This is a genomic window from Streptomyces sp. NPDC047315 (assembly GCF_040643215.1).
Lineage (GTDB): Bacteria > Actinomycetota > Actinomycetes > Streptomycetales > Streptomycetaceae > Streptomyces.
On record NZ_JBEYTZ010000027.1, the window covers coordinates 95,354 to 116,372 of the forward strand.

Here is a 21,019-nt window from a genome sequence, read left to right on the forward strand (position 1 = left end):
GAGTTCACACGATGCTGACCCGTTTCGCCATCGCACCCAGCGGCTTCAAGGAGTCCCTGTCCGCCCAGTCCGCCGCCGAGGCCATCGCTTCGGGGGTGCTGCGGGTGGTCCCGGACGCCGAGATCGACCTGATCCCGCTGGTCGACGGCGGAGAGGGCACGGCCCGCGCGCTGGCCGCCGCCTCCGGCGGCCGGCTGGTCGCCCTGACCGCCACCGGCCCCACCGGCGCCCCCGTCCTCACCCACTTCGCCATGCTCGACAAGTACACGGCCGTGGTGGAGATGGCGGCGGTCGCGGGCCTCTCGCTGGTCCCGCGGGACCTGCGCGACCCGGGCGTCACCACGACGTACGGCGTCGGGCAGCTGATCCGCTCCGCCCTGGACTCCGGCGCCCGCGAGATCCTCGTCGGCTGCGGCGACTCCGGGACGTCGGACGGCGGCGCCGGTGCGCTCCAGGCGCTCGGCGCCCGGCTGTTGGACGCGGACGGCCGGGAACTGCCGCACGGCGGCCGGCACCTGCTGGAGCTGGACCGCATCGACACCAGCGGGCTGGACCCCAGGCTGGGCCGTACCGACATCCGCGTCGCCTGCAACCCGTTCAACGTGCTGTGCGGGGAGCGCGGGGTGGCCCGGGTCTTCGGCCCGCAGAAGGGCGCCACCCCTGAGCAGGTCGAAGAGCTCTCCGCCGCCCTGGAGCACTGGGCGGACGTCCTCACCCGCGACCTGAAGGTCCGCGGCGACCTGTACGGCGGCCCCGGCACGGGCGCGTCCGGCGGGCTCGGCGCGGGGCTCGCCGCCCTCGGCGCCCATCTGCTGCCCCGGTTCGAGGTCCTGCTCGACCAGCTCGACCTGGACGCCCGGCTGGCCCGGGCGGACCTGGTGCTCACCGCGGAGGGCGCGCTGGACCACCAGACCCCGCGCGGCAAGGTGCCCGCCGAGGTCGCCCGGCGGGCCAAGCGGTACGGCCGCCCCGTGCTCGCCCTCGCCGGCACGATCGGGGAGGGCGCGCACCAGGTGCGGTCGGCGGGCGTGGACGCGTACAGCTCGATCCTGCCCGCGCCCGTCTCGCTGAGCGAAGCGCTGGGGCGCGGCGGGGAGTTCCTGGCGGACGCGACCGAGCGGGCGCTGCGGATGGTGCTGCTCGGTACGCGGCTGCCGGAGCGTCAGCCGGTCGGCGCGGCTGCGGGGCCCGCGGTCGGGTCGGGGACGCAACGGCCGTCCTCGGTGCGGTAGTTCCACCGGGCGCCGTCGGTGACCAGCTCCCGGACGGCCCGTACGAAGCGCTCCAGGTGCTCGTCGGGCGTACCGGCGCCGAAGCTGACCCGGATCGCGTTCAGCGACCGCTCGCCCGGCTCGGCCTCGGGGGCGCCGCACTCGCCCGGCTCCTCGGGGTCGCTGCCGAGCAGGGTGCGCACCAGGGGGTGGGCGCAGAACAGTCCGTCGCGGACCCCGATGCCGTACTCGGCGGAGAGCGCGGCGGCGAAGTGGGAGCTGTTCCACCCCTCGACGACGAAGGAGATCACGCCGACCCGGGGCGCGTCGTCGCCGAACAGGGACAACACCTTCACCTGCGGCACCTCGGCGAGCCCCGCGCGCACCCGCGCCACCAACTCCTGTTCCCGGGCGACGAGGGAGTCGAAGCCGGCTTCGGTGAGCGCGCGGCACGCGGCGGCGATCGCGTACACCCCGATGACGTTCGGCGAGCCGGCCTCGTGCCGGGCGGCGGTGGTGTGCCACTCGACGTCCACGCCGCCGTCCGCGCGGCGGGCGACCTTGCGCGAGGCGCCGCCGCCGGCGAGGTACGGCTCCGCCTCCTGGAGCCAGTCCGCGCGGCCCGCGAGCACCCCGGAGCCGAACGGGGCGTACAGCTTGTGGCCCGAGAAGGCGACCCAGTCGACGTCCAGCTCGCGCACGGACACCGGGTGGTGCGGGGCGAGTTGGGCCGCGTCCAGCACGATGCGGGCGCCGTGCGCGTGGGCCGCGGCGGCGAGCTCCTTCACCGGCCACAGCTCACCGGTCACGTTCGACGCACCGGTCACGCAGACCAGCGCCGGCCCGTACGGGTCGCGGTCGGCGAGCGCGCGCTCCAGGGTGCTGACCGCCTGCTGCGGGGTGCGCGGCGCGTTCAGGTACGTCACCCGCGCCTCCTGCCAGGGCAGCAGGGAGGCGTGGTGCTCCGTCTCGAAGACGAACACCTCGCAGTCGGCGGGCAGCACGGCGGCGAGGAGGTTGAGCGAGTCGGTGGTGGAGCGGGTGAACACGACCTGGTCGCCCTCGCGGCAGTCCAGGAACTCGGCGACGGTGCGCCGGCTGTTCTCGAAGAGGTCGGTGGAGAGCTGGGAGAGGTAGCCGGCCCCGCGGTGGACGCTGCCGTAGTACGGGGCGTACGCGGCGACGTCGTCCCACACCCGCTGGAGCGCGGGGGCGCTCGCCGCGTAGTCCAGCGCCGCGTACGTGACCTCCCCGCCGGTCACCAGCGGCACGGTGACGTCCCGGCCGAGAACGGGGAGGATGACGCGGTCGGTGGCGATGGCGGTGGCGGCGGTGTTCGGGCATGCGGACATGGCGGAATCTCCCGGTGGGGCACAGCGGAATGGAAAGACTTCAGGACGGACTCCGCGGGAACGCGCGTGCGTGCTGGGCGCTGGGCGCTGACGGCGCGGTGCGGCGGAGGGGTGATGAAGAAGGGGCTACGAGGCCCTATCGCATTCGCTTGCTCACGAGGCTGCTCCCTTGAGGACCAGGACCCCAGGGTTCGCAGGGGTCCGCGCTTGCCGCGGACCTCGCTGCCCACGACCTGGTCTTCACCCGGGGCACCCCGCCACGGACGGAGGGTTGCCGGACAGCGGGCCGGGGCCGTAGTCGCTGTCACTCATGACCTGCGCAAACCGTATGCGACGCCCCGCCCCCACGCAACCACGTCCGCATCCCGGACACACTGCCGCGCGCGACCGGCATGGCCGGCCCCCACCGAGCCGCACCGAGAAACGCCGCGTCAGCGCCGTTGCGCACGGGTGTTCATGGCGTCTACATGCCGTCGTGGGCTTGTCGCGCAGTTCCCCGCGCCCCTGTTTCGCTCAGCCCGTCAGTCACCTGCGGGCCGAGCACGATCAGGGGCGCTGGGGGTACCCCCCGTACCCTCTGAGCATGGGGGGCGGAACTGCGCGACAAGCCACAGATGGGCCGCAGACGCCATCACAGCGCAGCCGGCACGGCGCAAGGGCGCCAAGGCGCAAGGCGAGCGCGTGCGCTAGGACGCGTTCGTGGCGCGGACCCAGCGCGCGAGGGTGGCGGACGCCGCGCCCGAGTCCACCGCCTCCGCCGCCCGCTCCATACCCGCCGCGATCTGCTCCCGCAGCGACGCCTCCCCCGGCTCCAGCGCCACCAGCGCCGCCGCCGCGTTCAGCAGCACCGCGTCCCGCACCGGGCCGCGCTCGCCCGACAGCACGCGGTGCGCCACCTCCGCGTTGTACGACGCGTCAGCGCCCCGCAGCTCCGACACCGGCACCACGTCGATGCCCACGTCCCGCGGGTCGAAGTGCTCCTCGCGGACCGTGCCGTCCCGCACGATCCACACCCGGGACGTGGACGTCGTCGTCAGCTCGTCCAGCCCGTCGTCCCCGCGGAAGACCAGCGCCGACGAGCCGCGCCGGGCGAGCACCCCCGCCATGATCGGCGCCATCCGCGCATCGGCCACCCCGGTGGCCTGCGCCTTCACCCGCGCCGGGTTCGTCAGCGGACCCAAGAAGTTGAAGATCGTACGGATTCCCAGCTCACGGCGGGCCACCGCCACGTGCCGCAGCGCCGGGTGGAACTTGATCGCGAAGCAGAACGTGATGCCCGCCTCCTCGGCGACCTCGGCCACCCGCTGCGGGGACAGCTCCAGGTTCACCCCGAGCTTCTCCAGCACGTCGGAGGCGCCGGAGGCGCTGGACGCGGCGCGGTTGCCGTGCTTGACGACCTTCGCGCCGGTGCCGGCGACCACGATCGACGCCATGGTGGAGATGTTCACCGTCTTCGCGCCGTCGCCGCCGGTGCCGACGATGTCCACGCTGGGCCCGGGCACCTCGATGAGGTTGGCGTGCTCGTACATCGTCGACACGAGACCGGAGATCTCCTCCACGGTCTCCCCCTTCGCCCGCAGCGCGACCGCGAAGCCCGCGATCTGCGCGTCGGACGCCTCGCCGCTGAGGATCCGGTCCATCGCCCAGGCCGTCGCGTCCGCGCCCTGGTCGTCGTTGTTCAGCAGCGAGTTCAGCACGGTCGGCCAGGAGTGGGCCGCCACGCTGTCGCCGCCTGCCGGGGTCACAACGTTCATGGTCCGCTCCTGGGGTCCAGACGAAGGGGAAAGGGGATCGATGCGAAAACGATCGCGGTACGAAAGGGAAGGTACGCCATCCAGCCTATCCAGGCCCGGGAACGGCGAAGAGCCCCGTCCAGGCAGTGGACGGGGCTCTCACCGTGGCGACGGTGGTTCAGCGGTCAGTGCTTGCCGCTGGTGACCTCCTCGTGCTCGCCGTGCCCGTGACCGTGGGCCGCGGCGATCTCCTCGTACTCCTCGCGCGTCGCCTTGGGGATCTGGTTCCCCTCGCCGTAGTAGCCCTTGCTGAGCTTCGCGCGCAGCTTCTGCGTCCGCGAGATCTTGCGGCGCACGCCGTTCTCGTCGACCTCGGGGCCGACTTCGAGCGGCTGGTGCTGCTCGTGCGCGGTGAGGGTGTGCAGGTCCGCCTGGCTGAGCGGCTCGTGGACCTCGATGAACTCACCGTGCGGCAGCCGCTTGATGATGCCGGACTCGCGTCCGTGCAGCACCTTCTCGCGGTCCCGGCGCTGCAGGCCCAGGCAGATGCGCTTGGTGATGATGAAGGCCAGCACCGGACCGACGAAGAAGAAGATCCGGACGAACCAGGTGATCGAGTTGATCGACAGGTGGAAGTGGGTGGCGAAGATGTCGTTGCCACCGCCCACCAGCATGATGAAGTACGCGAACAGCCAGGCGACGCCGAAGGCGGTGCGGGTCGGGGCGTTGCGCGGGCGGTCCAGGATGTGGTGCTCGCGCTTGTCGCCGGTGACCCAGGACTCGATGAACGGGTAGACCGCGATCGCGCCCAGCACCAGCGGGAAGATCGCCAACGGGATGAAGACGCCCAGGGCCAGGGTGTGGCCCCACGCGTTGATCTCCCAGCCAGGCATCACTCGGATCAGACCCTCGGCGAAGCCCATGTACCAGTCTGGTTGCGCACCCGTGGAGACCTGGTCGACGCGGTAGGGACCGACCGACCAGACCGGGTTGAGCGTCGCGATCGCCGCGACCACCGCGATGACGCCGAAGACCAGGAAGAAGAAGCCTCCGGCCTTGGCCATGTAGACCGGCAGCAGCGGCATGCCGACGACGTTCTTGTTGGTGCGGCCGGGACCCGCGTACTGCGTGTGCTTGTGGTAAACGACGAGGATCAGGTGGCCCACCAGCAGCGCCATCATGATGCCGGGCAGCAGCAGGATGTGGATCGAGTAGAACCGCGGCACGAAGTCGTGGCCGGGGAACTCGCCGCCGAACAGGAACATCGAGATGTACGTGCCGACGATCGGCACGGACAGGATCGCGCCCTGCATGAAGCGGACACCGGTGCCGGAGATCAGGTCGTCCGGGAGGGAGTAGCCGGTGAAGCCGGTGAACATGCCCAGGACGAGCAGCAGGAAGCCGAACAGCCAGTTGACCTCGCGCGGCTTGCGGAACGCGCCCGTGAAGAAGACGCGCATCATGTGCACCATCATCGCCGCGACGAAGATCAGCGCGGCCCAGTGGTGGATCTGCCGGATCAGCAGACCGCCGCGGACGTCGAAGCTGATGTCCATCGTCGAGGCGAACGCCTCCGACACCTTGATGCCCTGCATGGGCACGTAGCTGCCGTTGTAGACGACCTCGTTCATCGAGGGGTTGAAGAACAGCGTCAGGTACACACCCGTGAGGATGATGATGATGAAGCTGTAGAGGCAGATCTCACCGAGCATGAAGGACCAGTGGTCCGGGAAGATCTTGCGCATGTTGGCCTTGGCGAGGGAGTAGATCCCCAGCCGGCCGTCCGCCCAGTCGGCGACCCGCTCGCCCGCGGGTGCCTTCCGCTGCTCCGCGGACTGCTTGTTCTCGGTCGTAGTACTCATCCGCGCTCCCAGAAGGACGCACCGACGGGCTCTTCGAAGTCGCCCAGCGCTTCGAGGTTGCCCTCGGCGTTGACACCGATCCGCAGCTGCGGAAGCGGGTGTCCCGCGGGGCCGAAGATGACCCGGGCGCCGTCGGAGAGGTCGAAGGTGGATTGGTGACACGGGCACAGCACGTGGTGCGTCTGCTGCTCGTAGAGGCTGATCGGGCAGCCGACGTGGGTGCAGACCTTGGAGAAGGCCACGATGCCCTCGTGCGACCAGTCCAGCTCGCGCTTGTCCTTGATGTCCTCCGGCTTGATCCGGACGAGCATCAGCGCGGCCTTGCCCATCTGGATCTGCCAGTCGTGCGCGTGCGGGTCGAGGCCCTCGGGGCTGGCGAAGACCAGCGAGCCGACCGTGATGTCCTCGGGACGCAGCGGCTCGTTGGTGTTCATGTTGATGAGCTGCTTGCCCTTGGCCCACAGGGTGCTGCGGAGCTTCTTCTCCGGCAGCGGACCGAGGTCGCGCAGCAGCACCACGCCGGAGAGCGGCACCAGCGCCATCGCACCGAACATCGTGTTGCGGATCAGCTTGCGGCGGCCGAAGCCGGACTCCTCGTTGCCCGCCCGCCAGTCGGCCATGACCTGGGCCTTGACCTCGGGGGACGCCTCGATCGGGTGACGGTCGTCGGCCACCTCGACGTCGGACATCAGGGTGCGGGCCCAGTGGACCGCGCCCGCGCCGATGCAGAAGAGGGCGACGCCGAGCGTCAGTCCGAGCGAGAAGTTCAGTGCGCTGATGTGCCCGAACGGCCAAATGTAGACGATCTTGTCGATCGGGAAGATGACGTAGCAGGCGATGAAGCCCACCGTCGCCAGCATCGACAGCGTGAACAAGAACGCCACGGTGCGCTCGGACCGCTTGGCGGCGCGCTCGTCGATGTCCTGGATGCGCGGCTTGTGCGCCGGCAGTCCCGGGTCGGCGAACGGGTCGTTCCCGTGGGGGGTCACGGCCGAGCCGTGACCGGCCGCGTCGTGCGCGGCGCCCTGCTCCGACGGCAGGTTCTCTTCTGGAATGTCTTGGCTACTCATGACTTCTTGGCCTTAGCGGTGTGGGCCGCGACCCAGACGGCAACTGCGATCAGCGCGCCGAGCCCGAAGACCCAGGCGAAGAGACCCTCAGTGACGGGGCCGAGAGCGCCGAGGGAGAGACCGCCCGGGCTTTCGGCCTGGCTGTCGTTCATCTCCCGGACGTACGCGATGATGTCGCGCTTCTCCTGCTCGGGCATGATCCCGTCGGGGAAGGAGGGCATGTTCTGCGGGCCGGTCTGCATGGCCTCGTAGATGTGCTTGGCACTGACGCCCTCAAGGGTCGGGGCGTACTTGCCCTCCGTCAGCGCGCCGCCCTTGCCCGAGAAGTTGTGGCACTGGGCACAGTTGTTACGGAAGAGGTCGCCGCCCTTGGCGACGTCCGCGCCAGTGGGGCTGTACTGCTTCTCGGTCGGCGTGATCGGACCGGCGCCCAGCGAGGCGACGTACGCCGCGAGCTGGTCGATCTCAGCCTGGGTGTAGATGACCTTCTTCTTCGGCGCCTGGGCGCCGGGCTGCTGCGCGGGCATGCGGCCGGTGCCGACCTGGAAGTCGACGGCTGCGGAGCCGACGCCGACCAGGCTCGGGCCGTCAGTCGTTCCCTCACCGCCGGTTCCGTGGCAGCTGGCGCAGCCGACGGTGTAGAGCTTCTTGCCCTCCTCGATGGCGAGGGACTGGGCGGTTTCGTCAGCCTGTGCCTTGTCCGCAGGCGCGAACGCGGCGTACAGCCCCCCGGTAGCCGCCAGCGCGAGGAGTAGGACGACGACCGCCGCCAGCGGATGGCGTCGTCGTGCGGAGAGCTTTTTCACGGATTACCCCGGTGTCAGGATTTTCTGCGTCGTGCTTCTGGACTGTGTCTGCACTAGGCAGCGTCTGTGTTCGTCAGGCGGCGATGGGCGCCCGCCCCATTACTTGATCATGTAGATCGTGAGGAAGAGGCCGATCCAGACGACATCGACGAAGTGCCAGTAGTAGGACACGACGATGGCGGAGGTCGCCTGCTCGTGGGTGAACCGCCGAGCCGCGTAGGTGCGGCCGAGGACCAGCAGGAAGGCGATGAGGCCGCCGAGCACGTGCAGTCCGTGGAAGCCGGTCGTCAGGTAGAACACCGAACCGTACGGGTCGGAGCTCAGCGAGAGACCGTGCTGGACCAGCTCGGTGTACTCGTACACCTGGCCGCCGATGAAGATCGCGCCCATGATGAAGGTGACGATGAACCACGTCCGCAGCTTCTTCACATCACCGCGCTCGGCGGCGAAAACGCCGAGCTGACAGGTGAGCGAGGAGAGCACCAGGATCGTGGTGTTCGTCGCCGAGAACGGAAAGTTGAGAAGGTCTGCCCTCTCGGTCCAGAAGCTTGCACCCTTCACCGAACGCAAGGTGAAGTACATCGCGAAGAGAGCCGCGAAGAACATCAGCTCGGAACTCAGCCAGATGATGGTTCCGACGCTCGTGAGGTTCGGTCGATTGACCGGCGGGTGCGCATGCCCGATATCTACTGTCGTTGCTGTCGCCACGACCGACATTATGTCGGTCGCTTATCCCGCCCTCACTCCGGGGGGTGCCGTTCGGTGTGTCAGCCCGCCCCGAGCAGGGCCCTCGCCCCGTCGGGGCACCGTTCGAACCGGTGTTGACCGACAGTCGGACGGAGTAGCATCCGCCCCATCAGTACCCGGTCCACACCGGCCGAGGCCGGTCCACACCCGGTTCGACGACGCGGAGGAACGATGCAGCCGACCGCCACCGTGCTGGTCTACAGCGATGACGCCAACACCCGCGAGCAGGTGCGGCTGGCCGCCGGGCGCCGCCCCGCCGCCGATCTGCCACCGGTGGAGTTCGTCGAGTGCGCCACCCTGCCCGCCGTGCTGGCCCGGCTCGACCGGGGCGGCATCGACGTGTGCGTCCTGGACGGGGAGACCGTCCCCGCGGGCGGCATGGGCGTGTGCCGGCAGATCAAGGACGAGGTGTTCGACTGCCCGCCCGTGCTGCTGCTGATGGGGCGCCCGCAGGACGCCTGGCTCGCCACCTGGAGCCGCGCCGAGGCCGCCGTGACGCTGCCGGTGGAGCCGGTGGAGTTCGCCGCTTCCCTCGCCGCGCTGCTGCGCTCCCGGCTGTCCGTGGACGCCTGAGGGCCGTTCGGGCGCCTTCCCGGCGCGAGGATCGTACGGGGTCGGTACGGGCGGTGTGCGCCGCCCGTACCGGCCCCTGCGGCTTGTCCGCCGGGCGTCGGCGTCAGACCCGGGGACGCAGCCGGGCGGAGTCGGCGGCGCTGCTGCCGTCGGGCCGGGTGTCGGCCACCAGGGCGCTGCCGTCGCGCCACTCGGTCCAGTCCAGGTTCCAGTCGCCGTAGCCGTTGCCGAAGGGGTCCATGTCCTCGCCGATGCTGTTGATGACCTCGACGATGTCGCCCTCCTTGAACGTCTCGTAGAACCAGGCGGCGTTGGAGGTGGACATCCCGGTGCAGCCGTGGCTGACGTTGCGGCTGCCGTGGTCGCTGAGGGACCAGGGCGCGGCGTGCACGTACTCGCCGCTCCAGGTGACCCGGGTGGCGTAGTACACGGGCAGGTTGTACGCCTCGGAGCCGCCGATGCCGACGCTGGATCCGCGCATGCGTACGAAGTATTCCTGGCCGAGCACCACCTTGATGCCGTTGCGGGTGGAGAAGCCGGGCTTGCCGGTGGTGATCGGGATGGTGTTGATCACCTCGCCGTTGCGCAGCACCGTCATCCAGTGCGAGGAGGCGTCCGTGATGGCCTCCATGCGGTCGCCGATGGTCATCTTGAGCGGCTTGCCGGGGGCGCCGCCGTAGAGCTTGTCGGCGATCTTCACGCCCTGGAGGTTGTTGCTCACGGTGACCTTGGCGCCGGCGGGCCAGAACTCCTTGGGCCGGTAGTGCAGCACCTCGTCGTTGAGCCAGTGCCAGGCGCCCTCGGCGCCGGGCTTGAGGTCGACCTTGAGTCCGCGTTCGACGGCGGCGCGGGCGGCCTTGCCCTCGACCGGGGCGCTCAGCTCCGCGATGATCGGCTGTCCGACGCCGTACTCGCCCTCCTCCGGGCCGAACTCCACGCTCAGCTCCCGCTTGGCCGCGGAGGTGGCGAAGGTGAGCGTACGGGTGCCCGGGGAGCCCTCGGCGTCCTCCGTGGAGACCCTGGCGGTGTACTTGGCGCCGGCGGACAGGGCGCCGGTGGAGCGCCAGCGGACGCCGTCGGCGGAGAGTTCGCCGGCGAGGTGGTGGCCGGTGCCGTCGACCACGGAGACGTCCATGATCCGCCCCTCGTCCCGCTTGACGGTGACTTCCAGGGGCTTGTCGGGGTCGACCTTGGCACCGCCACGGGGCGTGTTGAACGTGACCTGTTTGGCCGCGTCGAACGGCTTCGTCGTCATCGGGTCGGGGCCGGCCTCGCCGCACGCGATCGCGACGGCCCCGAGGGAGACGAGCAACAGGGAGCACCGGAGGACGGTGCGGGAGCGCGGCGTCTGGTTCATACCGACCACGGTATGAAGATCACATCGGAAGGGCGCGCTGGATGCGTGCAAAAGGGGCGGGCCCGGGTCCCCTTGGGTGAAGGGGGGCCCGGGCCCGGCGCGTGCCGTTGACAGGGCGACGACACGCCCTAGCGGTGTTCGCCGCTACTGGTTCTGGTTCTCACCGCGGTAGTACTCGAAGACCCAGCCCCAGATGCCCATGAGGATGATGGGGGCGGAGAAGTACATCAGCCACCAGCCGACCGCCACCGAGAGGAAGGCGAGCGCGCCGCCGAACCCGAGGAAGAGCGGCTGCCAGCTGTGCGGGGCGAAGAAGCCCAGCTCGCCGGCCTCGTCGGCGACGTCGGCCTCCTTGTCGTCCTGGGCCATCGCGTCGACCCGCTTGGCCGTGAAGGCCAGGTAGTAGCCGACCATGATGCTCAGGCCGAAGGCCAGGAAGAGCGCGGTGGTGCCGGCCGGCTCCTTCGACCACACGCCGTAGAGGATGGCTACGGCGAGGATGAAGACGGCGAGCCAGATGAACATCCTTCCCTGGATCTTCACTTGCCGGCCTCCTTCCCGGTGGTGAGGACGGCGTGGTCGTCCAGGTGGTCGAGGGCAGCGATCTCCGGGTGGTGGAGGTCGAACGCCGGCGATTCGGAACGGATGCGCGGCAGGGTGAGGAAGTTGTGCCGCGGCGGCGGGCAAGACGTCGCCCATTCGAGCGAACGGCCGTAGCCCCACGGGTCGTCGACCTCGATCTTCTTCCCGTACTTGGCGGTCTTCCAGACGTTGTAGAAGAACGGCAGGAGCGACGCGCCGAGGACGAAGGAGCTGATCGTGGAGATCGTGTTCAGGGCGGTGAAGCCGTCGGCGGCCAGGTAGTCCGCGTAACGGCGCGGCATGCCCTCCGCACCGAGCCAGTGCTGCACCAGGAAGGTGCCGTGGAAGCCGAGGAAGAGCGTCCAGAAGGTGATCTTGCCCAGGCGCTCGTCCAGCATCTTGCCCGTGAACTTCGGCCACCAGAAGTGGAAGCCGGCGAACATCGCGAAGACCACGGTGCCGAAGACGACGTAGTGGAAGTGCGCGACGACGAAGTACGAGTCGGAGACGTGGAAGTCCAGCGGCGGCGAGGCCAGGATGACACCGGTCAGACCACCGAAGGTGAAGGTGATCAGGAAGCCGATGGTCCAGAGCATCGGTGTCTCGAAGGACAGCGAGCCCTTCCACATCGTGCCGATCCAGTTGAAGAACTTCACACCGGTCGGTACCGCGATCAGGAAGGTCATGAAGGAGAAGAACGGCAATAGCACGCCGCCCGTCACGTACATGTGGTGCGCCCACACCGTCACCGACAGACCGGCGATGGCGATGGTCGCGGCGACCAGACCCATGTAGCCGAACATCGGCTTGCGGGAGAAGACCGGAATGATCTCCGAGACGATGCCGAAGAACGGCAAGGCGATGATGTACACCTCTGGATGGCCGAAGAACCAGAAGAGGTGTTGCCACAGCAATGCGCCGCCGTTGGCCGCGTCGAAGATGTGCGCACCGAATTTGCGGTCGGCTTCGAGCGCGAAGAGCGCGGCGGCCAGCACCGGGAAGGCGAGCAGCACCAGCACACCGGTGAGCAGCACGTTCCAGGTGAAGATCGGCATCCGGAACATCGTCATGCCGGGCGCGCGCATGCAGATGATGGTGGTGATGAAGTTGACCGAGCCGAGGATCGTGCCGAAGCCGGAGAGCGCCAGACCCATGATCCACATGTCCGCGCCGACGCCCGGGGAGCGGACCGCGTCGGACAGCGGGGAGTAGGCGAACCAACCGAAGTCGGCGGCGCCCTGCGGGGTGAGGAAGCCGGCGACCGCGATGAGCGAGCCGAAGAGGTACAGCCAGTACGCGAACATGTTCAGCCGCGGGAACGCCACGTCGGGCGCGCCGATCTGCAGCGGCATGATCCAGTTGGCGAACCCGGCGAACAGCGGCGTCGCGAACATCAGCAGCATGATCGTGCCGTGCATCGTGAACGCCTGGTTGAACTGCTCGTTCGACATGATCTGCGTACCCGGCCGGGCCAGCTCGGCGCGCATGAAGAGCGCCATGAGGCCACCGATGACGAAGAACACGAACGACGTGATCAGGTAGAGCGTACCGATCGTCTTGTGGTCGGTGGTCGTCAGCCACTTCACCACGACGTTGCCGGGCTGCTTGCGCCGGACCGGTAGCTCGTTCTCGTACGAGTCGTCCGTCGCGGCGGCACCCTGGGGTTGGTTGAGGATGCTCACAGTTGCTTCTTCTCCGCGTTCTTGGCCGGGGTCGACTGCTCGATGCCCGCCGGGATGTATCCGGTCTGGCCCTTGTCCGCCAGCTCCTTGAGGTACTTCTGGTAGTCCTCGGGAGAAACGACCTTGACGTTGAACAGCATCCGGGAGTGGTCGACGCCGCAGAGCTCGGCACACTTGCCGAGGAAGGTGCCCTCCTGCGTGGCGGTCACCTCGAAGGCGTTGGTGTGGCCCGGGATCACGTCCTGCTTGAAGAGGAAGGGAACCACCCAGAAGGAGTGGATCACGTCACGGGAGGTCAGGACGAAGCGGACCTTCTCCCCCTTGGGCAGCACCAGGGTCGGACCCGGGTTGCCGGTCTGCGGGTTGCGGGTGCCGGGGATGCCGGCGTCCCAGACGCCGCCCGCGTTCGCGGGCAGGTCGTTCAGCCACTTGTCCGGGATGGCCTTGAGGTTCTTGTCCGTCTTGGCGTCGCCCGTCGAGCCGGGGACGTCCGCGATGTAGTTGAAGCCCCAGCTCCACTGGTAGCCCACCACGTTGATGGTGTGCTGGGGCTTGTCGGACAGGGAGAGGATCTTCGACTGGTCACGCGCGGTGAAGTAGAAGAACACTGAAACGACGATGAGCGGAACCACCGTGTACAGCGCCTCGATCGGCAGGTTGTACCGGGTCTGCCGGGGGATCTCCACCTTGGTCCGGCTGCGCCGGTGGAAGAAGACGCTCCACAGGATCAGGCCCCAGACCAGGACGCCCGTGATGAGCGCCGCCGCCCACGATCCCTGCCAGAGGGAGAGGATGATGGGCGCCTCTTCCGTGACCGGAGTGGGCATGCCGAGGCGGGGGAAGTCTTCCCAGGTGTATTCACAACCGGTGGCGGTAACCAGGATCAGGCCCGCAGTCAGCACCTGCGGCAGCTTCCGCCGCATCGGGCGCCGCGACACGGGGGTACCACCCGCGCCTTGGCTGCGGGGGAGGTCGGAGCCGTTGGGACTCACGTAGCGCCTTCCCGAGAGTCTTTAGGCCCGCGCGACGGGGTGCGGCCGTCTCTCAGGTCGGTCGCCGGCCCTGACGCGGGCTGGGGTTTGGATGTTTATGCGGACCAAACCCTACTGGACGCTATTTGGGGTCGCGCGGGGAGGGTGCCCAACGCGCCGTCCCACCCCCTGAAGGGGTGGAATCCCCAGGATTTTTCGCCCTATGTCCGCCGCATTTCGGCCGCAAATCCGCGGGTCAGGGGTGGTGCGCAGGGCGCGGGAGGCAGGTTTTCGGCCCGCCCGCGAAGCGGGGTGCGGCGAGTGCGCGCCGTCCGCGGAGTGCTGGATTCCGGCAGGCATCTGACGCCCCCTCGAAGGGGCGGGGTTACGTTGAAGGCGTGCCCTACTTCGACGCCGCATCCTCGGCTCCCCTGCACCCCGTGGCCCGCCAGGCGCTGCAAGCCGCCCTCGACGAGGGCTGGGCCGACCCGGCCCGGCTGTACCGGGAGGGGCGGCGGGCCCGGCTGCTCCTGGACGCGGCGCGGGAGGCCGCGGCGGAGGCGGTGGGGTGCCGTCCCGACGAACTCGTCTTCACTCCTTCGGGGACGCGCGCGGTCCACCTCGCGGTGAGCGGGGCGGTCGCGGCGCGCCGGCGGGTGGGGCAGCGGGTGGTCGTCTCGGCGGTGGAGCACTCCTCCGTGCTCCAGGCGGCGGGCCGCTTCACGGTGGACGAGGTGCCCGTGGACCGGCTCGGCCGGGCGTCGGCCGCGGGGTACGAGGCGGTGGTCCACCAGGTCCCCGGGCGCGAGGGCGCGGCGCTGGCCTGCCTCCAGTCCGCCAACCACGAGACCGGTACGGAGCACCCGGTGGCGGAGGTGGCCTCGGTGTGCCGGGCCGCCGGGGTGCCGCTGCTGGTGGACGCGGCGCAGTCGCTGGCGTACGGGCCGGTCGAGGGCGACTGGTCCCTGCTGGCGGGGAGCGCGCACAAGTGGGGCGGGCCGGCCGGGGTGGGGCTGCTCGCGGTGCGCAAGGGGGTGCGGTTCGCACCGCAGGAGCCCGCGGACGAACGCGAGTCGGGGCGGTCGGCGGGGTTCGAGAACATCCCCGCGATCGTGGCGGCTGCGGCGTCGCTGCGGGCGGTGCGGGCGGAGGCGGCGGACGAGGCGCGGCGGCTGCGGGCGCTGGTGGAGCGCATCCGCACCCGCGTTCCCGAGCTGGTGCCGGACGTCGAGGTGGTCGGCGACCCGGTGCACCGGCTGCCGCACCTGGTCACCTTCTCCTGCCTCTACGTCGACGGGGAGACCCTGCTGCACGAGCTGGACCGCGAGGGCTTCGCGGTCTCGTCGGGCTCGTCGTGCACGTCCAGCACGCTGACCCCGAGCCACGTGCTGCGGGCGATGGGGGTGCTGAGCGAGGGCAACGTACGGGTGTCGCTGCCGTTCGGTGCACAGGAGGGGGACGTGGACCGCTTCTTGGAGGTGCTGCCGGGGGTGGTGGCGGCGACGCGGGGCCGCATCGAGTCGCCCGTCTCCGCGATGAGTGAGGAGCGGGTCCTCGACACGTTGGGCAAGCGGTGCCCGATCCCCGTGATCGAGCTGGCCAAGGTGATCGACGAGGTTCCGATCGGCGCGACGATCACGGTGCTCTCGGACGACGAGGCGGCGCGGCTGGACATCCCGGCGTGGTGCGGGATGCGGGGCCAGGAGTACGTGGGCGAGCGCGCGCGCGAGCACGGCGCGGCGTACGTGATCCGCCGCGCCACCTGACCCGGGCGGCGCCTTTGCGGGCCCGTGACCCACCCGCCGTGTTCCTGCGGGATGCGTTGGTCTCTACCGGCCGGTGGGTGGCTTGTCGCGCAGTTCCCCGCGCCCCTAAATGCCCACAGCAGCCCGCAGACGAACGACGGGCAGCAGCGAAACAGGGGCGCGGGGAACTGCGCGACAAACCACAGACAGCCCGCAGAGACCAACGCATCCCGCGGGGGAACGGCGCGGTCGCCCAAGGAAGGGTGCGGCACCCCGCGAAGGGGTGCCGGGGCGCGGCTACAGGTGCTTGCGGACCTCCGTCGCCGCGTCCTCGCCGTACGCCTTCGTGAAGCGGTCCATGAAGTGCGCCCGCCGCAGCGTGTACTCCTGCGTGCCCAGCGTCTCGATCACCAGCGTAGCGATCATGCAGCCCACCTGCGCCGCCCGCTCCAGCCCGACGCCCCACGACAGCCCGGACAGGAAGCCCGCGCGGAACGCGTCGCCGACGCCCGTGGGGTCGACCTTCGCCTCCTCCTCCGCGCAGCCGACCTCGATCGGGTCCTCGCCCGCACGCTCGATGCGCACGCCGCGCGCGCCGAGCGTGGTGACGCGGTGGCCGACGCGGCTGAGGATCTCCTCGTCGCTCCAGCCGGTCTTGGACTCGATGAGGCCCTTCTCGTACTCGTTGGAGAAGAGGTACGCCGCGCCGTCCAGCAGTATGCGGATCTCGTCGCCGGCCATCCGGGCGATCTGCTGGGAGAAGTCGGCCGCGAAGGGGATCCCGCGGGAGCGGCACTCCTCGGTGTGGCGGAGCATCGCCTCGGGGTCGTCCGCGCCGATGAGGACGAGGTCGAGGCCGCCGACGCGGTCCGCGACGGACTTCAGTTCGATCAGACGGGCCTCGCTCATCGCGCCCGTGTAGAAGGAGCCGATCTGGTTGTGGTCGGCGTCCGTCGTGCAGACGAAGCGGGCGGTGTGCAGCACCTCCGAGATCCGTACGGACTCGGTGTCGACGCCGTGGCGGTCGAGCCAGGCGCGGTACTCGTCGAAGTCGGCGCCGGCCGCGCCGACGAGTACGGGTCGGGTGCCCAGCTGGCCCATGCCGAAGCAGATGTTCGCGCCGACACCGCCCCTGCGCACGTTGAGGCTGTCGACCAAGAAGGAGAGGGAGACCGTGTGCAACTGGTCAGCGACGAGCTGGTCTGCGAAACGACCGGGAAAGGTCATCAGGTGGTCGGTTGCGATGGAGCCGGTGACTGCGATTCGCACGGCGTATGCGCTCCTGTGGCGGGGTGGAGTTGACGCCTAACGCTACCCGGTCCTGATCGCGGACCGAAGGGTACAAACTACTCGATAGTAGACCTTTATCGGGTCCTGTTTGGCGCATACCGTGCGGATATGAAGACTTCGAGCGCTTCTCGGGCGACCCGTGAGGCCGAGTTCACCCTGGACGAGCTGCGCGGCGACTGCGCCCGGATGGCCCCGCACTGGGCCCCGCCCGCGAAGGACGCTCCGCGGCCCGTTCCGCCGTCCCACATCCACGGGGTGGTGGTGCCGGCGACCTCGGCGCGGTTGGCCTGGAGGATGCTCGACTACTGAAGTCGTCCACTGAAGTCGTCGAAGCCCCCGGCGGGAACCGGGCGCGCCCTTGTTCCGTCCCACCGACGGATTCGACGGAGCAGGGGGCGAAGCGGTGGGCGACACGGACGGCACGCGGAGCGAGGGGGCGCGCAGGCGTTCCCCCTGGCTGATCTCACTGGTGGCGGCGGCGCTGGTGGCCGGCGCGGGCGGCGGCGCGTACCTGGTCGCGGCGGACTCGGGGCAGGGCGGCGACGCGGAGCGGACGGGCCGGTCGCACGGCGGCGACCTGCCCAAGCTGCCGGTGCACCAGACGGTGCCGCCACCGGGTACGGACGGGGCGGGCGGCGGTCTGCTGGAGCTGCGCGCGGACGCGGACGCGCTGCCGAAGGGGCCGGCAAAGGCCCCGGCGTACCGGGCGGGCGCCGCGCCGACCTCGCAGGACGTGACGGCGCTGGCGCGGGCGCTCGGTCTGAAGGACGCGCCGCGCAAGGCCGCTGGCTCCTGGCTCGTCGGCTCCGAGGAGAACGCGTCGCTACGGGTCGAGCCGACCGCACCGGGTCAGTGGACGTACTCCGCGGCCGGTGTGCGCAAGGGCTCGGACGACTGCGGCAAGGGGCTCACCTGCGGCGGGAGCGTCGCGCCCCCGCAGGGCATCACGATCGACCCGGTCAGCGAGAAGCGGGCGAAGGACGCCGCGGCGCCGCTGCTCAAGGCGGTGGGTCAGCAGGGCGCCGCGGTGGATGCCGACGAGACCTTGGGGGCGAGCCGGACGGTGGTCGCCGATCCGGTGGTCGGCGGGCTGCCGACGTACGGCTGGACGACCCGCGTGGAGGTCGGGGCCGACGGCGGCGTGACGTCCGCGAGCGGCTGGCTGAGCAGGCCGACCGAGGGCGAAAGCTATCCGCTGCTGAGCGCCGCTGCCGCACTGAAGCAGGCGAACGAGCAGAACGACGCGGCGCCGGCCCCGAAGGACGGCAAGAAGTGCGGGCCGCAGACGCAGGGGCCGCCCGACCCCGCGGACCCCTGCGGCGTGTCCGCCTGTGCGACAGCCGTGCCGTTGGCGGGCAAGCGCGCCCAGGGCGGCAGCGCCGAGTGCCCGCCCGCGCAGTTCGCGCCGCCGCAGCGGCTGGAGGTGCGGGGCACGGTGCTGGGCCTGAGCGCGGTGCGGCAGCCGAACGGCGCCGACCTCGTACCGACGTGGCTCTTCGGGGTCGCGCCCGAGGGCGCGCGCAAGCCGGTGTCCACGCTGCCGTACGTCGCCGTCGAGCCGAAGTACCTGACGGTGGCGGGCCCGGCCCCCGAGGCGTCGCAGGAGCCGGTGGAACAACCGCCGAAGGAGCCGCGGGGCCACTCGATGGTCCAGTCGTACCGCACGGACCGGGACGGGCGGACGATGACGGTCACGTTCATGGGCGGGGTCTGCACCCCGTACACGGCGAAGGCCGTCGAGAAGGGCGACCAGGTACGGGTGACGGTCACGGCCGGCCCGCAGGATTCGGGCCGGGTGTGCATCCAGGTGGCCAAGGAGCAGACCGTCCGGGTCACCCTCGACCGTCCGCTCGGCGACCGCGAGGTGGTCGACGAGGCGTCCGGACTGCCGGTCCCCCGCGGCTGACCCGCGGCGCTTCCGCGGCCGACGCGCAGGAACGCCGAAGGCGGCGGCCCCGGAAGGGACCGCCGCCTTCGGCGTGCACCGCCCCGCATGGGGGCGACCGCTCTAGTTGAAGGAGTCGCCGCAGGCGCAGGAGCCCGTGGCGTTCGGGTTGTCGATGGTGAAGCCCTGCTTCTCGATGGTGTCGACGAAGTCGATGGAGGCGCCGCCCAGGTAGGGAGCGCTCATCCGGTCGGTGACGACCTTCACGCCGTCGAACTCCTTGACGACGTCGCCGTCGAGGGAGCGCTCGTCGAAGAAGAGCTGGTAGCGCAGGCCGGAGCAGCCGCCGGGCTGGACGGCGACGCGCAGCGCCAGGTCATCGCGGCCCTCCTGGTCGAGCAGGGCCTTCACCTTGGCCGCGGCGGCGTCGGACAGGAGGATGCCGTCGCTCACGGTCTGGGTCTCGTCCGATACGGACATCTGCTTCATCACTCCCGGGATGGGTTCCCCCGCCAGGGGCAGGGCGAAGTACGGAGACTGCTTGCCGACATTGCAACCGGCGTGGCCGCGGATTCATTCCGGTCCGGACCTACTTCCTTCATGCTCGCACACCGCCGCCGGGAGCAACGGGCGGAACCGGGGGTGCGTCACATCGACGCTATGGCCATCGTCAAAGTGACGCGAAGCGGTTATGATAGATAGTGTCAATCAGACGAAAAGGTCTGTGCAGAAAGAGAAAGGGTGTGTGACGTGACCACCGCCCAAGCCCGTACGGACGCGGCGAGCACCACGCTCGACGTACAGCCGACGCCCCTCGCGCTGCTGCTGCTCGGCCGGGAGGCCGACCCGAGGAGCGAGCGCGGCGTGGAGTGTCCAGGCGAGCTGCCGTCCCCGTCCGACCCGGACCTGGTGGAGCGCGCACGCGCCGCCAAGGAGAAACTCGGCGACAAGGTCTTCGTGCTGGGCCACCACTACCAGCGCGACGAGGTCATCCAGTTCGCGGACGTCACCGGCGACTCCTTCAAGCTGGCCAAGGACGCGGCGGCCCGACCCGAGGCCGAGTACATCGTCTTCTGCGGCGTGCACTTCATGGCCGAGTCCGCCGACATCCTCACCTCCGACGACCAGAAGGTCGTGCTGCCGGACCTGGCGGCCGGCTGCTCGATGGCCGACATGGCGACCGCCGAACAGGTCGCGGAGTGCTGGGACGTGCTGACCGACGCGGGCATAGCCGACCGGGTCGTGCCCGTCTCGTACATGAACTCCTCGGCGGACATCAAGGCGTTCACCGGCAAGCACGGCGGCACCATCTGCACCTCCTCCAACGCGCGGCGCGCGCTGGAGTGGGCGTTCGAGCAGGGCGAGCAGGTGCTCTTCCTGCCCGACCAGCACCTCGGCCGGAACACCGCCGTACGGGACATGGGGCTGTCGCTCGACGACTGCGTGGTCTACAACCCGCACAAGCCGAACGGCGGGCTGACCGCCGAACAACTGCGCGCGGCCAAGATGATCCTGTGGCGGGGCCACTGCTCGGTGCACGGCCGCTTCTCGCTGGAGTCCGTCGAGGACGTCCGCGCGCGGATCCCCGGGGTGAACGTGCTGGTGCACCCCGAGTGCAAGCACGAGGTGGTGGCCGCGGCCGACTACGTCGGCTCCACCGAGTACATCATCAAGACGCTGGACGCGGCTCCCGCCGGCTCCAAGTGGGCGATCGGCACCGAGCTGAACCTGGTGCGCCGGGTCGCCGCCGCCCACCCGGACAAAGAGGTCGTCTTCCTCGACAAGACGGTCTGCTTCTGCTCGACGATGAACCGCATCGACCTGCCCCACCTGGTGTGGGCGCTGGAGTCGCTGGCCGAGGGCAAGCTGGTCAACCGCATCCAGGTGGACGCGGAGACCGAGGGCCACGCGAAGCTGGCGCTGGAGCGGATGCTCGCGCTGCCGTAGGGCCCGCCCGGTTCTCGGAACGAAGGGGGGCGCCCCGGTCATCACGACCGGGGCGCCCCCCTTTCGGTGCGTCGACTGATCGGTTAGCGTTCGTCGCGTCGCGCCTTCGCGCGCGCTTCTCCCACCGGAGCGTTCCCGACCGGGGCCGTACGTGCCCCGCTCCGCCCTGCGGTGGCCTCCTTCCGGACTTCCGGAGCACTTCCCCT

At 70.1% G+C, this 21,019-nt stretch carries 18 protein-coding genes and 1 riboswitch; of the genes, 6 read left to right on the plus strand and 12 right to left on the minus strand.

The window, feature by feature from the left end; all coding sequences use genetic code 11:
• The first annotated feature begins 11 nt into the window (after positions 1-11).
• On the plus strand, positions 12-1,232 hold the full coding sequence (locus tag ABZ842_RS28190) for a glycerate kinase (RefSeq protein WP_361542528.1): 1,221 nt from the start codon (positions 12-14) through the stop codon (positions 1,230-1,232).
• Here ABZ842_RS28190 and ABZ842_RS28195 read toward each other — a convergent pair.
• The 6 genes from ABZ842_RS28195 to ABZ842_RS28220 all read right to left on the minus strand — a co-directional run bounded on the left by ABZ842_RS28195 (position 1,163) and on the right by ABZ842_RS28220 (position 8,751).
• Positions 1,163-2,563: an aminotransferase class V-fold PLP-dependent enzyme gene (locus ABZ842_RS28195; RefSeq protein ID WP_361542531.1), complete on the minus strand. Its 1,401-nt coding sequence runs from the start codon at positions 2,561-2,563 to the stop codon at positions 1,163-1,165. The two genes, ABZ842_RS28190 and ABZ842_RS28195, sit on opposite strands and share 70 nt — an antisense overlap.
• Positions 2,564-2,761: 198 nt before the next feature.
• A riboswitch (SAM riboswitch) is annotated at positions 2,762-2,879 on the minus strand.
• 370 nt (positions 2,880-3,249) lie between these two features.
• Complete coding sequence (gene trpD / locus ABZ842_RS28200; protein WP_361542534.1) at positions 3,250-4,317, minus strand: anthranilate phosphoribosyltransferase; 1,068 nt, start codon at positions 4,315-4,317, stop codon at positions 3,250-3,252.
• A 164-nt stretch (positions 4,318-4,481) separates the two neighbouring features.
• Positions 4,482-6,158, minus strand: a complete 1,677-nt coding sequence (locus ABZ842_RS28205; RefSeq protein WP_361542537.1) for a cytochrome bc complex cytochrome b subunit — start codon at positions 6,156-6,158, stop codon at positions 4,482-4,484.
• Positions 6,155-7,228, minus strand: coding sequence for a Rieske 2Fe-2S domain-containing protein (locus tag ABZ842_RS28210; protein ID WP_361542540.1), 1,074 nt, complete (start codon positions 7,226-7,228; stop codon positions 6,155-6,157). Before ABZ842_RS28210 ends, ABZ842_RS28205 begins: the two co-directional genes overlap by 4 nt.
• Positions 7,225-8,034 carry a c-type cytochrome gene (locus ABZ842_RS28215; RefSeq protein ID WP_361542543.1) on the minus strand — a complete coding sequence of 270 codons (810 nt, stop codon included), beginning with the start codon at positions 8,032-8,034 and terminating at the stop codon, positions 7,225-7,227. Before ABZ842_RS28215 ends, ABZ842_RS28210 begins: the two co-directional genes overlap by 4 nt.
• 99 nt (positions 8,035-8,133) lie before the next feature.
• Complete coding sequence (locus ABZ842_RS28220; RefSeq protein ID WP_361542546.1) at positions 8,134-8,751, minus strand: heme-copper oxidase subunit III; 618 nt, start codon at positions 8,749-8,751, stop codon at positions 8,134-8,136.
• A 201-nt stretch (positions 8,752-8,952) separates the two neighbouring features.
• Between ABZ842_RS28220 and ABZ842_RS28225 the strand changes: the two genes are divergently transcribed.
• Entirely contained in the window at positions 8,953-9,354 is a 402-nt protein-coding gene (locus ABZ842_RS28225) for a hypothetical protein (protein WP_361542549.1), read from the plus strand.
• 103 nt (positions 9,355-9,457) lie between these two features.
• On the opposite strand, the gene ABZ842_RS28230 is transcribed toward ABZ842_RS28225, so the two are convergent.
• The 4 genes from ABZ842_RS28230 to coxB all read right to left on the minus strand — a co-directional run bounded on the left by ABZ842_RS28230 (position 9,458) and on the right by coxB (position 13,898).
• Positions 9,458-10,711 (minus strand): Ig-like domain-containing protein, encoded by a 1,254-nt coding sequence (locus ABZ842_RS28230; protein ID WP_361542556.1) that lies wholly within the window; start codon positions 10,709-10,711, stop codon positions 9,458-9,460.
• A 144-nt stretch (positions 10,712-10,855) separates the two neighbouring features.
• Positions 10,856-11,254 carry a cytochrome c oxidase subunit 4 gene (locus ABZ842_RS28235; RefSeq protein ID WP_361542559.1) on the minus strand — a complete coding sequence of 133 codons (399 nt, stop codon included), beginning with the start codon at positions 11,252-11,254 and terminating at the stop codon, positions 10,856-10,858.
• The gene (gene ctaD, locus ABZ842_RS28240; protein ID WP_361542562.1) at positions 11,251-12,975 is read right to left on the minus strand and encodes a cytochrome c oxidase subunit I; all 1,725 of its coding nucleotides are present in this window, start codon (positions 12,973-12,975) and stop codon (positions 11,251-11,253) included. Before ctaD ends, ABZ842_RS28235 begins: the two co-directional genes overlap by 4 nt.
• Positions 12,972-13,898, minus strand: a complete 927-nt coding sequence (gene coxB / locus ABZ842_RS28245) for a cytochrome c oxidase subunit II (protein WP_361542628.1) — start codon at positions 13,896-13,898, stop codon at positions 12,972-12,974. The genes ctaD and coxB overlap by 4 nt, the downstream gene beginning before the upstream one ends.
• Positions 13,899-14,344: 446 nt before the next feature.
• Between coxB and ABZ842_RS28250 the strand changes: the two genes are divergently transcribed.
• Positions 14,345-15,712, plus strand: coding sequence for an aminotransferase class V-fold PLP-dependent enzyme (locus ABZ842_RS28250; RefSeq protein ID WP_361542565.1), 1,368 nt, complete (start codon positions 14,345-14,347; stop codon positions 15,710-15,712).
• A 276-nt stretch (positions 15,713-15,988) separates the two neighbouring features.
• Here ABZ842_RS28250 and ABZ842_RS28255 read toward each other — a convergent pair whose 3' ends face one another.
• On the minus strand, positions 15,989-16,960 hold the full coding sequence (locus ABZ842_RS28255; RefSeq protein ID WP_361542567.1) for a carbohydrate kinase family protein: 972 nt from the start codon (positions 16,958-16,960) through the stop codon (positions 15,989-15,991).
• 129 nt (positions 16,961-17,089) lie between these two features.
• On the opposite strand from ABZ842_RS28255, the gene ABZ842_RS28260 reads away from it, so the two are divergent.
• Entirely contained in the window at positions 17,090-17,290 is a 201-nt protein-coding gene (locus ABZ842_RS28260) for a hypothetical protein (protein ID WP_361542570.1), read from the plus strand.
• Between the two features lie 94 nt (positions 17,291-17,384).
• Positions 17,385-18,887: a hypothetical protein gene (locus tag ABZ842_RS28265; protein WP_361542573.1), complete on the plus strand. Its 1,503-nt coding sequence runs from the start codon at positions 17,385-17,387 to the stop codon at positions 18,885-18,887.
• A gap of 102 nt (positions 18,888-18,989) precedes the next feature.
• Here the strand turns inward: ABZ842_RS28265 and ABZ842_RS28270 are convergent, their stop codons facing one another.
• Positions 18,990-19,346 carry an iron-sulfur cluster assembly accessory protein gene (locus ABZ842_RS28270; RefSeq protein ID WP_361542575.1) on the minus strand — a complete coding sequence of 119 codons (357 nt, stop codon included), beginning with the start codon at positions 19,344-19,346 and terminating at the stop codon, positions 18,990-18,992.
• Between the two features lie 270 nt (positions 19,347-19,616).
• On the opposite strand from ABZ842_RS28270, the gene nadA reads away from it, so the two are divergent.
• The gene (nadA, locus tag ABZ842_RS28275; protein WP_361542578.1) at positions 19,617-20,813 is read left to right on the plus strand and encodes a quinolinate synthase NadA; all 1,197 of its coding nucleotides are present in this window, start codon (positions 19,617-19,619) and stop codon (positions 20,811-20,813) included.
• Positions 20,814-21,019: the final 206 nt, after the last annotated feature.

Excerpts from the sequence above, each read along its gene's own strand:
- ABZ842_RS28190 (WP_361542528.1), top strand. The coding sequence starts at position 12 with ATGCTGACCCGTTTCGCCATCGCACCCAGCGGCTTCAAGGAGTCCCTG.
- ABZ842_RS28195 (WP_361542531.1), bottom strand. The coding sequence starts at position 2,563 with ATGTCCGCATGCCCGAACACCGCCGCCACCGCCATCGCCACCGACCGC.
- trpD (WP_361542534.1), bottom strand. The coding sequence starts at position 4,317 with ATGAACGTTGTGACCCCGGCAGGCGGCGACAGCGTGGCGGCCCACTCC.
- ABZ842_RS28205 (WP_361542537.1), bottom strand. The coding sequence starts at position 6,158 with ATGAGTACTACGACCGAGAACAAGCAGTCCGCGGAGCAGCGGAAGGCA.
- ABZ842_RS28210 (WP_361542540.1), bottom strand. The coding sequence starts at position 7,228 with ATGAGTAGCCAAGACATTCCAGAAGAGAACCTGCCGTCGGAGCAGGGC.
- ABZ842_RS28220 (WP_361542546.1), bottom strand. The coding sequence starts at position 8,751 with ATGTCGGTCGTGGCGACAGCAACGACAGTAGATATCGGGCATGCGCAC.
- ABZ842_RS28225 (WP_361542549.1), top strand. The coding sequence starts at position 8,953 with ATGCAGCCGACCGCCACCGTGCTGGTCTACAGCGATGACGCCAACACC.
- ABZ842_RS28230 (WP_361542556.1), bottom strand. The coding sequence starts at position 10,711 with ATGAACCAGACGCCGCGCTCCCGCACCGTCCTCCGGTGCTCCCTGTTG.
- coxB (WP_361542628.1), bottom strand. The coding sequence starts at position 13,898 with ATGCGGCGGAAGCTGCCGCAGGTGCTGACTGCGGGCCTGATCCTGGTT.
- ABZ842_RS28260 (WP_361542570.1), top strand. The coding sequence starts at position 17,090 with ATGAAGACTTCGAGCGCTTCTCGGGCGACCCGTGAGGCCGAGTTCACC.
- ABZ842_RS28270 (WP_361542575.1), bottom strand. The coding sequence starts at position 19,346 with ATGTCCGTATCGGACGAGACCCAGACCGTGAGCGACGGCATCCTCCTG.